Here is a 14,120-nt window from a genome sequence, read left to right as displayed (position 1 = left end):
TATGGGAGTAGTTGGATTTACTACGGTTATTATTATATTAATTGTTATTCTGGCATTATTGTCATCCTGTATCAGGATCGTTCCCCAGGCACAGGCCCTGGTTGTAGAGCGTCTGGGCGCTTTCCTGGAGACATGGTCTGTAGGGGTTCATATTAAGATGCCTCTCCTTGACAGGGTGGCTAAAAGAGTCAATCTAAAGGAGCAGGTAGCGGACTTCCCGCCTCAGCCGGTTATCACCAAGGATAACGTTACCATGAGAATCGACACGGTCATATTTTTTCAGATCACAGACCCTAAGCTTTATGCTTACGGTGTTGAGAATCCCATTATGGCCATTGAGAATCTGACGGCTACGACTCTTCGTAACATCATTGGTGATCTGGAGCTGGATCAGACCTTGACCTCAAGAGAGACCATCAACGCAAAGATGAGAGAAACCCTTGATATTGCCACTGACCCGTGGGGAATCAAGGTAAACCGTGTGGAGCTTAAGAATATCATGCCTCCGGCAGCCATCCAGGATGCCATGGAGAAGCAGATGAAGGCAGAGCGTGAACGCCGTGAAGCCATCTTAAGGGCAGAAGGAGAGAAGACATCCACCGTTCTTGTGGCGGAAGGAAAGAAGGAATCTGCCATTCTTGATGCGGAAGCTGAAAAGCAGGCTGCAATCCTTCACGCAGAAGCAGAAAAGGAAAAACGGATCCGTGAGGCGGAAGGCCAGGCGGAAGCCACCTTAAAGATTCAGCAGGCCAATGCAGAGGGAATCCGTATGATTAAGGAAGCCGGCGCAGATCATTCGGTTTTAGTCATTAAGAGCCTGGAGGCCTTTAAAGCAGTTGCTGACGGCAAGGCCACCAAAATCATCATCCCTTCGGATATTCAGAACATGGCAGGGCTGGTTTCTTCCATTACGGAGATCGCTAAGAATCCCGGGGAATAACTTCCTTAAGCATAAACATACCGCAGCAGGGGGCAGATGCCTTCTTGCTGCGTTTTTGGCATATAAGGAGTTTTTTAAGGAGGGCTTATGGAACTGAAACTGGATTTGAGCAGGGAGTATGGACTCGTGTTGGAAGGCGGAGGAGCCAAGGGGGCTTATCAGATCGGTGCGTGGAAGGCCCTGCGGGAAGCAGGAGTAAAGATCAAGGGAGTTGCAGGCGTTTCTGTTGGCTCCTTAAACGGCGCTCTGATTTGTATGGATGATTTAGAACGGGCAGAGGAAATATGGAAGAACATGGAATACTCCCAGGTCATGGCGGTAAACGATGAGACCATAAAGGCGCTAAAGGAAAGGGATTTCAAGTCCTTAAATCTTCAGGAGCTGATAAGCAGCGGATTCCAGATTCTAAAGGATGGCGGGTTTGACATCACTCCGTTAAAAAATCTCATTGAGGAAGTGGTGGGAGATGAGGAAAAAATCATAAATTCAGACAGGGAGCTTTATGCTGTAACCTATTCGGTTTCAGACCGGAAAGAGCTGGCTGTGGATATCAGGAGGGGTGAAGCTGGGGCGATCAAGGATATGCTGTTGGCCAGCGCCTATTTTTTGGCCTTTAAAAATGAGAAGCTGGGCGGAAAACGGTATATGGATGGCGGAGGGGTCAACAATGTTCCCATTAACGTGCTTCTTGATCATGGATATGAAGATATTATTGTGATCCGTATCTACGGTCTTGGTCTTGATAAAGAGCGGGTCACAGAGATCCCGGAGGGAATCCGGGTATACCACATCGCTCCCAGGCAGGATCTTGGGGGAATTCTGGAATTTGATAAAAAAAAGACCAGAAAAAACATGACTTTGGGATATTTTGATGCAAAAAGGTTCTTATATGGCCTTTTCGGGCGTATTTATTATATTGATGCACCCAATACGGAGCCTTATTATTTTGATAAGATGATGTCGGAACTGGAATTTTTTAAAATATATATGCAGGATGCTCTTAATGAAGAGGGAATGGCGGCACTTACAGGGTACCGGGCCTTTACGGAAAAATTATTCCCTAAGCTGGCTGAAGAGTTTAAGCTGAAAGAAGACTGGGATTATAAGGATATGTACCTGGGGCTTTTGGAGGATCTGGCAAAGCGTTTAAAGGTCAGACGCTTTCAAATATATACGGTGGATGAGCTGTTGAGAGAGATCAGAAAGAAGCTTCAGGCTCTTGAAAAGGTCAAGCTCTTACAGCAAGGCGATAAAAAATAAAAAAAGTATTGCATAACTATACGCAATATACTATAATATTGTATAAAAATACAATAAGAAAAGCGGAGGAAGCAATATGAACTTAAAAGGAAGAAATTTTATCACATTAAAGGATTATTCACCGGAAGAGATCGGATACCTGCTGGATTTAGCAGCAGACTTAAAAACTAAGAAGAAACAGGGGATTACTGGAAACTCCCTGAAGGGAAAGAATATTGCCCTTATTTTCGAAAAGCCATCCACCCGCACCAGATGTTCCTTTGTGGTGGCTGCGGTGGATGAAGGGGCGCACCCGGAGTATTTAGGAAAAGATGACATCCAGTTGGGACACAAGGAAAGCGTGGAAGATACGGCCAGAGTTTTGGGAAGGGTGTTTGACGGGATTGAATTCCGTGGTTTTAAGCATAAGACAGTGGAAGACCTGGCAAAATATGCAGGCGTTCCGGTGTGGAACGGACTGACCGATGATTACCACCCCACACAGATCCTGGCAGACCTTCTTACCATGAAGGAACATTTCGGATATTTGAAGGGCTTGCATTTTGTATACGCAGGGGATGGCCGCAATAACATGGCCAACAGCCTGATGATCGGCATGAGCAAGATGGGCGTTCATTTTACCATCCTGGCTCCTAAGAGCCTGTGGCCCAAGGAGGAGCTGGTGGACTTGTGCCAGGGCTATGCAAAGGAAAGCGGAAGCACCATCACTCTCACAGAGGATACGGGTGCAGTGAAAGATGCGGACACCATTTATACTGATGTGTGGTGCTCCATGGGCGAAGAAGACAAGGCAGCCCAGCGAATCGCCCTTTTAAAGCCTTACCAGGTAAATAAAGAGCTGATGGAAAAAACCGGTAAAGACACTACCATATTTATGCACTGCCTGCCGGCTGTCAAAGGGAATGAAGTGACAGAGGAGGTTTTTGAATCGGTTGCGTCTTTGGTATTTGATGAAGCAGAAAACAGAATGCATACCATTAAGGCGGTAATGGTGGCAACCTTAGGAGAGTAGAACATGTATATACAGGAACGAGGAAGAAGTTTGAGAAACGCTTCCATGATGGTGGATATCCTCCATATTGTGGTTGGAATCCTGATCGTAGTGCTGGCAGTCATATCATTTTTAAACCCGGAAGACCATATGCTTTTGCTTCCGGCAATATTTTTCCTGGCAGGCGTGCTCAACCTGATCAACGGAATTTATAAAATCAGGCTCAGCGGCCGGGAAAAAAAGAAGAAGGCAGCGGGCATGGCGGTCCTCATGTTCGGGATCCTTCTCACCGCCCTTACCGTGATCAGTGCGGTAAGTATCTGGTGGGGGTGATGTCATTGAAAACAGAGATTCTTAAGCTGCTTAAGGAAAACGACGGCTATTTATCCGGGCAGGAGCTGTGCAACCGTTTCGGGGTTTCCAGGACTGCGGTCTGGAAGATTATCCGTCAGTTGGAAGAAGAAGGATACCAAATTGAGGCGGTTCGAAATAAAGGGTACCATTTCATCGGTTCTTGTGATATAATGACGAAAACAGAGATAGAAAGCTGCATCAAAGGAACGTTCGGCCAGGAGGTGGAATACCACGAGACCATTGATTCCACCAATATAAGGGCCAAGCGTCTGGCAGAGGAAGGAGCTTCCTGGGGAACGCTTGTTGTATCGGACTGCCAGAAGGCAGGCAGGGGCAGAAGAGGCCGTATGTGGGTATCTCCTTCCGGGAAGAATATATTTATGAGCCTGATCTTAAGGCCGGACATCCTTCCTTCCTCGGCTTCCATGATAACGCTGGTGGCGGCCCTGGCGGTTTATGACGGAATAAAGAATGTGACAGGCCTTGCTGCTGGTATTAAGTGGCCCAACGACATTGTTGCAAACGGGAAAAAGCTGTGCGGTATTTTGACGGAAATGAGCGCTGAGCTGGAAGGGATCCATTACGTGGTAGTGGGGATCGGGATCAACGTCAATATGGAAGAATTTCCTGAAGAGGTAAGGCAGACGGCCACCTCCCTGTTTCTGGAAACAGGGGAAAAGGTGGAAAGAAGCCGGCTGGTTGCCGCTGTTATGGAGGCTTTTGAACAATATTATGAAGTATTTATCAGCCAGGGTGATTTATCCGGGCTGATAAGTGTCTATAATAAGCATATGGTCAATGGGGGAAAGGAAGTAAGAGTCCTGGACAGGTCAGGTGAATATATTGGTAAGGCTTTGGGAATCAACGAAAAAGGGGAGCTTCTTGTGGAAGTGGAACCGGGAGAGGTAAGGCATGTGATTTCCGGAGAGGTATCTGTCCGGGGAATCTATGGATATGTGTGATGAAGAACCATTCGCTTTATGATAAGTTACAGATTTTAGAACCCCGGGAAAAGGAACTGGATACAAAAGAGCGGTTAAAAGCCATGGAGCGCCCTCTTTTGTCCTGGTACAGTGAGAATGCCAGGGCTTTGCCCTGGAGGGACCAGCCGGAACCTTACCGGGTATGGATATCGGAGATCATGCTCCAGCAGACAAGAGTGGAAGCTGTAAAGCCCTATTTTGAACGTTTTATGGCAGCCTTGCCTGGAATCCATGATCTGGCGGCAGTGCCGGAAGACCGGCTATTAAAACTCTGGGAAGGCCTGGGCTATTACAGCAGGGCGAAAAATCTAAAGAAAACAGCAGAGCTTCTTGTAGAGCAGCAGGTTGGAGAGCTTCCGGCTTCCTACGAGGAGCTTAAAAAACTTCCGGGGATCGGGTCTTATACTGCAGGGGCGATTGCGTCCATAGCCTTTGGAATTCCTGTTCCTGCGGTGGACGGCAATGTTTTGCGGGTGGTCTCCAGAGTGACAGGCAGCAGGGAGGACATTTTAAAGCAGTCGGTCAAAAGCCGTATGGAGGATGAATTAAGGGCTGTGATGCCGAAAGAGGCAGCCAGCTCTTACAACCAGGGGCTTATTGAAATCGGTGCCATTGTCTGTGTGCCCAACGGGTCTCCCCTGTGTGGCCAGTGTCCCCTGGCCTCCATTTGCGTTGCAAGGATCAAAGGCCTTACAGGAGAGATTCCGGTGAAGACTCCTAAAAAGGCCAGAAGGGCTGAGGATAAGACGGTGATGCTCTTGTGGCAGGATGGGCGGATCGCAATCCGGAAGCGGGAGGACACAGGGCTTTTGGCTTCTCTTTATGAGTTCCCCAATGTGGAAGGACATTTAAAAGAGGAGGCGCTGCTTTCCCGGCTTGGAGTGAAGGAGGCTGTAATAACGCCTCTTCCTGCCGCAAAGCATGTGTTCAGCCATGTGGAATGGCATATGATAGGATTTCGAATTGAACTGGAGGAACGGCCGGCCGGAGACTTTTTATGGGTCACTGTAGAGGACTTAAAGAAAATTTATTCTCTGCCAGGTGCATTTAAGGCGTATACAAAATTAATCAGGTGATATAATGAAAAAGATTCTTTTTATATTTAATCCCCGTTCGGGGAAAGCTCAGATCAGGAATAAGCTCATGGATATCCTGGATATTTTTACAAAGGCCGGTTATGAACTGGCGGTCCATGTGACCCAGCGGTGCGGAGATGCAATGGAGGCTGCCGCCGCATACGGAGGCGATGCGGACCTGGTGGTGTGCAGCGGGGGAGACGGGACCTTAAATGAAACCATAAGCGGCCTCATGAAGCTGGATCATTTCCCGGATCTGGGATATATCCCTGCCGGTTCCACCAATGATTTTGCTTCCAGCTTAAAGATTTCCAAAAACATGATAAAGGCGGCTGAAGCGGCGGTTTTTGGCGAACCTTACCCCATTGACATCGGCTGTTTCTGCGAGGACAGGCATTTTGTATATATTGCGGCCTTCGGAGCTTTTACAGAAGTATCTTATTTAACGCCCCAGGATAAGAAGAATGTTCTGGGACATCAGGCGTATATGCTGGAAGGCATGAAAAGCCTGGCTTCCATAAAATCCTACGTGATGAGGATCGAGTGTGAGGAGCACCCTGGGGGCATGCCTTTATTCCCGGAGAGCGCGGGCAAGAAAGAGGAAATGACCCTGGAAGGGGAGTTTATTTTCGGCATGATAACCAACACTATAAGTGTGGGTGGTTTTAAAGGGCTTGTGGCCCAGGATGTAGCTCTTGACGACGGCGAGTTTGAAGTGCTGCTCATCCGCACCCCCAAGACCCCTATGGATCTGACCAACATCATTAACTACATGTTTCTGAAGGAAGAGGCAAACGAATACGTCCATAAATTTCGGACAAGGTCTTTGAGAATTCTCTCGGAAGAGCCCATAGACTGGGTGTTAGATGGAGAATTCGGCGGGACCAGGAGGGAAGTTAATATCAACAATTTAAAGAAAAGGATCCGAATTATGAGAAAAGTGCCGAAAAAGCAATAATACAGCTTTTTTAGCAGAAATATGTTGAAATATGGATTCCGATAGTATATAATGAAAAGTTGTGTGGGCTTTATGTATACCTCTTAGCGAAAGGACGTTATTAAGTGGAAAAGGATAATTTTTTAGATAAACTGGGAAAACTTGTCGAACTTGCAAAAACGAAGCACAATGCTTTGGATGTAACGGAGATTAATAACTTCTTTATGGGGGAAGAACTGACAACCGAGCAGATGGATCAGATTTATACGTACCTGGAGAATCGCGGAGTAGACGTGATTCCGGTCATTGACGATTCCGTTTTAACTGATGATGTGCTCCTGTCGGACGACCTGCTTTTAGATGATGATCTTGATGACAACTTTATAAAGGATGTAGATGAGGAAGATATTGATCTTGACGCCATTGACCTGTTGGATGGCATCGGCACAGAAGATCCTGTCCGCATGTACTTAAAGGAAATTGGCACGGTACCACTTTTGAATGCAGAGGAAGAGTTGCGCCTTGCTAAGAGAAAAGCAGATGGCGATGATGATGCCAAAGAGCGTTTGATCGAGGCAAACCTGCGCCTTGTAGTCAGTATTGCAAAGCGCTATACAGGCCGGGGAATGAGTTTCCTTGATTTGGTTCAGGAAGGGAATCTGGGCCTTATTAAAGGTGTGGAAAAATTTGATTATACCAAGGGTTATAAATTAAGTACATATGCTACTTGGTGGATACGGCAGTCTGTAACCAGAGCTCTTGCAGATCAGGCCAGAACCATCCGTGTGCCTGTGCATATGGTGGAAACGATTAATAAAATGTCCAAGATGCAGAGAAAACTGACCCTTGAGCTTGGATACGAGCCGTCTGTGATGGAACTGGCGGAAGCTCTTGATATGACTGAGGACAAGGTCATGGAGATCATGCAGATCGCCAGGGAACCTGCATCCCTTGAAACGCCCATCGGTGAGGAGGATGATTCCAATCTGGGAGATTTCGTAGCCGATAATAACGTGGTGACTCCGGAAGGCAATGTGGAATCCGTTATGCTGAGAGAGCATATCGATGCCCTGCTTGGAGATCTAAAGGAGAGGGAGCGCCAGGTGATCGTACTCAGGTTCGGGTTGGAGGATGGACATCCCCGTACTCTGGAAGAAGTGGGGAAAGAATTTAATGTTACCCGGGAGCGGATCAGGCAGATAGAAGCAAAGGCACTTAGAAAGCTTAGAAATCCTGTTCGCAGCAAACGGATCAGGGATTTTCTGTAAGAAACAGGAGGCGTGGCAGGCTACTGCGGACGCCTTTTTGTGATTTGCGCGAGCAATGATCCGAATGAATATGCTTGTATATTCATCCGGCGAATGCCGCGGCAACTAAGATAAACCCGCAAAGCGTGTTTTTTTAGTTTTGAAATCAGCAGGGAAGGAGCTACCATGAATCAGAGAAATTATCAGAAGGAATTGGATCAGGTCATTGCAGCATTGGAAGAACAAGAAAAAGTCCCCAGGCTGCTTTTACACAGTTGCTGTGCACCGTGCAGCAGCTATGTACTGGAATATTTATCCCGCTATTTTGAAATAACCGTGTATTTCTATAATCCCAATATATATCCGACCGAGGAATACAAAAGGCGGGTAAAAGAGCAGGAAAGGCTCATTGCCGCCATGAATTTCGTCCATCCCGTTACCATGGAAACAGGACCTTATGAGCCGGAGGAATTTTACCGGTTGGTAAGAGGCCTTGAACAGGAGCCGGAAGGCGGAGAACGGTGCTTTAAATGCTATGAGCTGCGTCTCCAGGAGGCGGCAAAGGTGGCCCAGGCGGGGCGCTTTGATTACTTTACCACCACTCTGTCCATAAGCCCTTTAAAGAATGCAGGGAAACTCAATGAGATCGGTGAGAAGCTTGCCAAGGAGTACCGTGTCTCCTACCTGCCCTCTGATTTCAAGAAAAAAAACGGATACAAACGGTCTGTGGAGCTTTCAGGAGAGTACGGCCTTTACAGGCAGGATTACTGCGGCTGTGTCTATTCCCAGAAGGAAAGGCAGACCCTTTCAAAGATCTCCTAGGCAGGATCGTTCCTTTGGAAAATATGCAAAAGACCTATGGTTTGTCTTGACACAAATTGGATATTGTAATAGAATTAACTGCAAGGAGTATAAAAAAAATTGAGGATAAAGGAGAAAAATTTATGTTATCAAAAACATTGACCGTAGTAAATCCATCCGGACTTCATTTAAGACCAGCAGGGGTTCTGTCTCAAACAGCTATGAAATTCAAATCCGATGTAATCATCGAATATGGAGAGAAAAGAATCGTAGCTAAAAGCGTGTTAAACGTTATGGCAGCCGGAATTAAGTGCGGAACAGAGATCAAATTGATCTGTGACGGCGAAGATGAGGCCGCTGCAATGAAGACCATGACAGAAGCCATTGAAAGCGGTCTTGGCGAGATGTAATACCGTTTTTCTTTTTATAAGAGAATATTGTATAAGCCCTGGGAAGGTGATTCCCAGGGCTTTTTCTATGGAGAAAAAAGGGGAAATTAGCGGTCCTGGCAACGGAGAAGCTTTGAAAATAAAACACAGGCTTAATAATTGAAAGTGATGACTTCAAAAAATTAGAAGTTTGTTCCAGAATCCTTGAAAGATGGTAAAATTGTATTATATGGAGAGAAAAAATATAAATAATATTTATAATAATCTGAATATTTTATTTTTAATCAATAAAAGTCAAATTATCTGACAATACAAAAATAAAATCCGTTTACAAGTGGGGAAAAATGTAGTATTATCAACTAAAATTTACTATTACACATTAGTACCTAAAAGCAGAGGAAGAAATCAGGAATGCTCTTCGGGTAAACCATTATGTCCAAAAACCATGGGCAAGAATAAGGAACGCCCTCCGGGCATACCTCTATGCCCAGAAACCATGGGCAAGAACAAGGAACGCCCACCGGGCATCCCTCTATGCCCAGAAACCATGGGCAAGAATAAGGAAAGGAAGAGATTATGGATATGAGTATAAAATCCCCCAATAAAAAGGCGTCGCCGGGGCTGTATGATCCCCGCTTTGAACACGATAACTGCGGCATCGGAGCGGTTGCCAACATAAAAGGCATAAAGACTCACAAGACAGTGGAGCAGGCGCTCCATATCGTGGAGAATTTAGAACACCGTGCTGGAAAGGATGCAGAAGGAAAGACAGGGGACGGAGTCGGAATCATGCTCCAGATCTCTCATAAGTTTTTCAAAAAGGTGACAAAGCCTCTAGGCATAGAGCTTGGAGAAGAAAGGGAGTACGGTGTGGGAATGTTTTTCTTCCCCCAGGATGAACTTGCCAGAAACCAGGCTAAAAAGATGTTTGAGATCATTGTGAAGAAGGAAGGTCTTGAATTTTCCGGCTGGAGAGATGTGCCCATCCATCCGGAGCTGATCGGTGCTAAGGCGGTGGACTGTATGCCCTGCATTGCCCAGGGCTTTGTGAAGAAGCCGGCGGATACTGCCAAAGGGCTGGAATTTGACCGGAAGCTTTACGTTTCAAGGCGTATCTTTGAGCAAAGCAATGACAATACCTATGTGGTTTCTTTAAGCAGCAGGACCATTGTCTATAAGGGGATGTTTTTGGTAAAGGAACTGAGAAAATTTTTCCCGGATCTTCAGGATAAGGATTATGAATCCGCCATCGCTGTGGTCCATTCCCGGTTCAGCACCAACACGAACCCCAGTTGGATGAGAGCCCATCCCAACCGTCTCATCGTACATAACGGCGAAATCAACACCATTCGCGGAAATGTGGATAAGATGATGGCCAGAGAAGAGAACATGGAATCCGAGTATTTCCGGTATGACGTGCATAAGGTCCTTCCGATTATCAACCAGGAAGGTTCGGATTCAGCCATGCTTGATAATGCGCTGGAATTTATGATGATGAGCGGAATGGATCTTCCTCTGTCTGTTATGGTGACCATTCCGGCCCCATGGGAGCATGACAAATCCATGCCCCAGGAGATCAAGGACTTTTACCGTTACTATGCAACCATGATGGAACCCTGGGATGGTCCGGCTTCCATCGTGTTCAGTGACGGCGATCTGGTGGGCGCTGTTTTGGACCGCAATGGCCTTCGTCCTTCCAGATACTACATTACAGATGATGACCAGATGATCCTGGCTTCCGAGGTAGGTGCCATTGATATTGAGCAGAACCATGTGGTGAGAAAGGAGCGCCTTCGTCCGGGCAAGATGCTTCTCATTGATACGGTCAAGGGCTGCCTTATCAGCGATAAGGAACTGAAGGAATATTATGCGGCCAGGCAGCCTTATGGAGAATGGCTGGATTCCAATTTGATTGAACTGAGCGGTCTGCCCATTCCCAACAAGGGAGTTCCTGCCATGAGCAAGGAAGAAAGGGCAAAGCTGCAGAAGACTTACGGCTATACTTATGAGGAATACAAGACCATGATCCTTCCTATGGCCTTAAACGGAGCAGAAGCAGTTTCCGCCATGGGCGCTGACAGCCCCCTGGCAGTGCTGAGCAAAAAACATCAGCCTCTGTTCAATTATTTCAAACAGCTTTTTGCCCAGGTTACCAATCCTCCCATTGATTCCATCCGTGAGGAAATCGTTACCTCTACCACGGTTTATGTGGGTGAGGAAGGGAATATCCTGGAAGAGACAGCGGAAAACTGCAAGATACTGAAGGTCAATAATCCAATCCTTACCTGTACGGATTTATTAAAGATTAAAAATATGAAAAGACCCGGTTTTAAGGTAGAAGTGATTCCTATTACCTACTATAAAAATACTTCCCTGGAAAAAGCCATTGACAGGCTGTTTCTGGAGGCGGACCGGGCTCACCGGGATGGGGCCAATATCATCATCCTGTCTGACCGGGATATTGATGAAAACCATGTGCAAATCCCTTCCCTCCTTGCCGTATCTGCCCTTCAGCAGCATCTGGTGAAGACAAAAAAGAGAACTTCCATGGCGCTCATACTGGAAAGCGGAGAGCCTAGAGAGGTACATCATTTTGCTACCCTTCTGGGATACGGAGCCTGTGCCATCAATCCTTACCTTGCCCAGGAGTCCATCCGTTCCCTCATTGAAAGCGGTATGCTGGATAAGGATTACTATGCGGCTGTGGAGGATTATAACGCAGCGGTTCTTCATGGCATCGTAAAGATCGCTTCCAAAATGGGAATTTCCACCATACAGTCCTATCAGGGAGCCCAGATTTTTGAAGCCATCGGTATTTCAAAGAAGGTGGTGGACAAATATTTTACTGACACCGTAAGCAGAGTAGAAGGGATCACTCTGGATGACATTGCCAATGATGTGGATGTCCTTCACTCAGCCGCCTTTGATCCCCTTGGCCTTGATGTGGATCTTACATTGGAAAGCGTGGGAAGCCATAAGGAGAGGGCTGGGCAGGAGGAGCATTTATACAATCCTGTTACCATCCATCTCCTTCAGGAGGCGGCCAGAACCGGAAACTACGAAACATTTAAAGAATATACACATGCTCTGACGGAAGAGGGGCAGACGGTTAATTTAAGAAGCCTTCTGGACTTTGATTATTCCAAGTCAAAGGAAATTCCAATGGAAGAAGTGGAAAGCGAAGAATCCATTGTTAAACGGTTTAAGACGGGAGCCATGTCCTACGGCTCCATTTCCCAGGAAGCCCACGAAACCCTGGCCATTGCCATGAACCGGATTCACGGCAAATCCAACAGCGGCGAGGGAGGGGAAAGCCTGGAGCGTCTGATTCCGGGGGCAGATGGTGTAAACCGCTGTTCAGCCATTAAGCAGGTGGCCTCCGGGCGCTTTGGCGTGACTTCCAGGTATCTGGTCAGCGCCAGGGAGATCCAGATCAAGATGGCCCAAGGGGCGAAACCGGGAGAAGGAGGCCAGCTTCCGGGAGAGAAGGTATATCCGTGGGTTGCAAAAACCAGGCATTCAACCACAGGTGTAGGTCTTATTTCCCCTCCGCCACACCATGATATTTACTCCATTGAGGATCTGGCCCAGTTGATTTATGACCTGAAAAATTCCAATACCGCTGCCAGGATCTCCGTTAAGCTGGTGTCCGAGGCAGGTGTGGGCACGGTTGCTGCAGGCGTTGCAAAGGCCGGTGCACAGGTAATCCTTATTTCCTCTTTTGACGGTGGAACCGGAGCGGCTCCCAGAAACTCCATTTATAATGCAGGTCTTCCATGGGAGCTTGGTGTGGCAGAGGCCCACCAGACCCTGATCATGAATGGGCTGCGGGATAAGGTGATCCTGGAGACTGACGGAAAACTGATGACAGGACGTGATGTTGCCATTGCCTGTGCCTTAGGGGCAGAGGAGTTTGGCTTTGCAACGGCTCCCCTTGTGACCATGGGCTGCGTCATGATGAGGGTCTGTAATCTGGATACCTGCCCAGTGGGAATTGCCACCCAGAATCCGGAGCTTAGGAAGCGCTTTAAAGGGAAACCCGAACATGTGATCAACTTCATGCATTTCATTGCCAGAGAGCTTCGGGAGTATATGGCAAAGCTTGGCATCCGTACGGTAGATGAGCTTGTGGGAAGGACCGATCTGTTAAAAAAGAAAGGCAATATTCCTTCTGAAAGAGCAGGAAAGTTGGATTTTTCCGCTATATTAGGAAATTCCTATGCAGGGCAGAAGCGTGCCAGCTACGGACAGAAGCAGGTGTATGATTTTGAACTGGATAAAACCATAGATGAAAAGATCATTCTTAAAAAGTTAAAGGATGCCCTTAAGGGAGGCCAGAAAAAGAGCCTTCATATCGATGTTTCCAATACGGACCGGGCCTTAGGCACCATATTTGGTTCGGAAATCACCAGGCTTTATCCTGAAGGGCTTGCTGAGGATACCTTTGCCATCAACTGCACAGGCAGCGGCGGACAGAGCTTTGGAGCCTTTATTCCCAAGGGCCTTACCCTGGAACTGATAGGGGACAGCAATGACTATTTCGGAAAGGGACTTTCCGGCGGCAAGCTGGTGGTTTATCCTCCTCAGGGTGTCAAGTTTAAGGCTGAGGACAACATCGTCATCGGAAATGTGGCTTTATACGGCGCTACCAGCGGAAAGGCATTTATCTGCGGAATCGCCGGCGAACGCTTCTGTGTCAGGAACTCCGGTGCAACAGCAGTTGTAGAAGGCGTAGGAGACCATGGCTGTGAATACATGACAGGCGGCCGGGTAGTGGTGCTGGGTTCTACGGGTAAAAACTTTGCGGCGGGAATGAGCGGCGGCATCGCCTATGTGCTGGATGAAAAGAGAGATTTTTATAAAAGGCTCAATAAGGAAATGGTTTCCTTTGAAGAGGTTACCAATAAATACGATGTCCTTGAATTAAAAGACATGATCAAGGAGCATGTGGCTTATACCAATTCCGCAAAGGGAAAACAGATTCTTGATAACTTTGGAGAATATCTTCCCAAGTTTAAGAAAGTCATGCCTCATGATTACAGGCGAATGATGAACACCATCGTCCAGATGGAGGAAAAGGGCTTAAGCAGCGAACAGGCACAGATTGAGGCATTTTATGCCAACACAAAAAAGTAAGGAGGA

11 protein-coding genes are annotated in these 14,120 nt (G+C 47.1%); all 11 read left to right on the top strand.

All coding sequences use genetic code 11. From position 1 onward, the window contains the following. The first annotated feature begins 1 nt into the window (after window position 1). The 11 genes from ACYVD3_RS00505 (at window position 2) to gltB (ending at window position 14,114) form a co-directional block, all read left to right on the top strand. Window positions 2-940 (top strand): SPFH domain-containing protein, encoded by a 939-nt coding sequence (locus ACYVD3_RS00505; RefSeq protein WP_460640547.1) that lies wholly within the window; start codon window positions 2-4, stop codon window positions 938-940. An 87-nt stretch (window positions 941-1,027) separates the two neighbouring features. Then, window positions 1,028-2,200 carry a patatin-like phospholipase family protein gene (locus tag ACYVD3_RS00500; protein WP_460640546.1) on the top strand — a complete coding sequence of 391 codons (1,173 nt, stop codon included), beginning with the start codon at window positions 1,028-1,030 and terminating at the stop codon, window positions 2,198-2,200. Between the two features lie 76 nt (window positions 2,201-2,276). Then, complete coding sequence (gene argF / locus ACYVD3_RS00495; RefSeq protein ID WP_460640545.1) at window positions 2,277-3,212, top strand: ornithine carbamoyltransferase; 936 nt, start codon at window positions 2,277-2,279, stop codon at window positions 3,210-3,212. Window positions 3,213-3,215: 3 nt separating this feature from the next. Continuing rightward, window positions 3,216-3,524 (top strand): DUF6637 family protein, encoded by a 309-nt coding sequence (locus tag ACYVD3_RS00490; protein ID WP_460640544.1) that lies wholly within the window; start codon window positions 3,216-3,218, stop codon window positions 3,522-3,524. Window positions 3,525-3,529: 5 nt separating this feature from the next. Further along, window positions 3,530-4,507, top strand: coding sequence for a biotin--[acetyl-CoA-carboxylase] ligase (locus ACYVD3_RS00485; RefSeq protein ID WP_460640601.1), 978 nt, complete (start codon window positions 3,530-3,532; stop codon window positions 4,505-4,507). After that, the gene (gene mutY / locus ACYVD3_RS00480; RefSeq protein WP_460640543.1) at window positions 4,507-5,604 is read left to right on the top strand and encodes an A/G-specific adenine glycosylase; all 1,098 of its coding nucleotides are present in this window, start codon (window positions 4,507-4,509) and stop codon (window positions 5,602-5,604) included. Before ACYVD3_RS00485 ends, mutY begins: the two co-directional genes overlap by 1 nt. Before the next feature lie 4 nt (window positions 5,605-5,608). Continuing rightward, window positions 5,609-6,562, top strand: coding sequence for a diacylglycerol/lipid kinase family protein (locus ACYVD3_RS00475; RefSeq protein ID WP_460640542.1), 954 nt, complete (start codon window positions 5,609-5,611; stop codon window positions 6,560-6,562). A gap of 104 nt (window positions 6,563-6,666) precedes the next feature. Beyond that, the gene (gene rpoD, locus ACYVD3_RS00470) at window positions 6,667-7,809 is read left to right on the top strand and encodes an RNA polymerase sigma factor RpoD (RefSeq protein WP_460640541.1); all 1,143 of its coding nucleotides are present in this window, start codon (window positions 6,667-6,669) and stop codon (window positions 7,807-7,809) included. 165 nt (window positions 7,810-7,974) lie between these two features. After that, complete coding sequence (locus tag ACYVD3_RS00465; RefSeq protein WP_460640540.1) at window positions 7,975-8,610, top strand: epoxyqueuosine reductase QueH; 636 nt, start codon at window positions 7,975-7,977, stop codon at window positions 8,608-8,610. A gap of 122 nt (window positions 8,611-8,732) precedes the next feature. Further along, window positions 8,733-8,999 (top strand): HPr family phosphocarrier protein, encoded by a 267-nt coding sequence (locus ACYVD3_RS00460; protein WP_013273141.1) that lies wholly within the window; start codon window positions 8,733-8,735, stop codon window positions 8,997-8,999. 555 nt (window positions 9,000-9,554) lie between these two features. Next, window positions 9,555-14,114, top strand: a complete 4,560-nt coding sequence (gltB, locus tag ACYVD3_RS00455; protein ID WP_460640539.1) for a glutamate synthase large subunit — start codon at window positions 9,555-9,557, stop codon at window positions 14,112-14,114. Window positions 14,115-14,120: the final 6 nt, after the last annotated feature.

It is taken from the genome of Lacrimispora brassicae (genome assembly GCF_054772055.1).
This window is presented reverse-complemented; position numbering and strand designations above follow the sequence as displayed.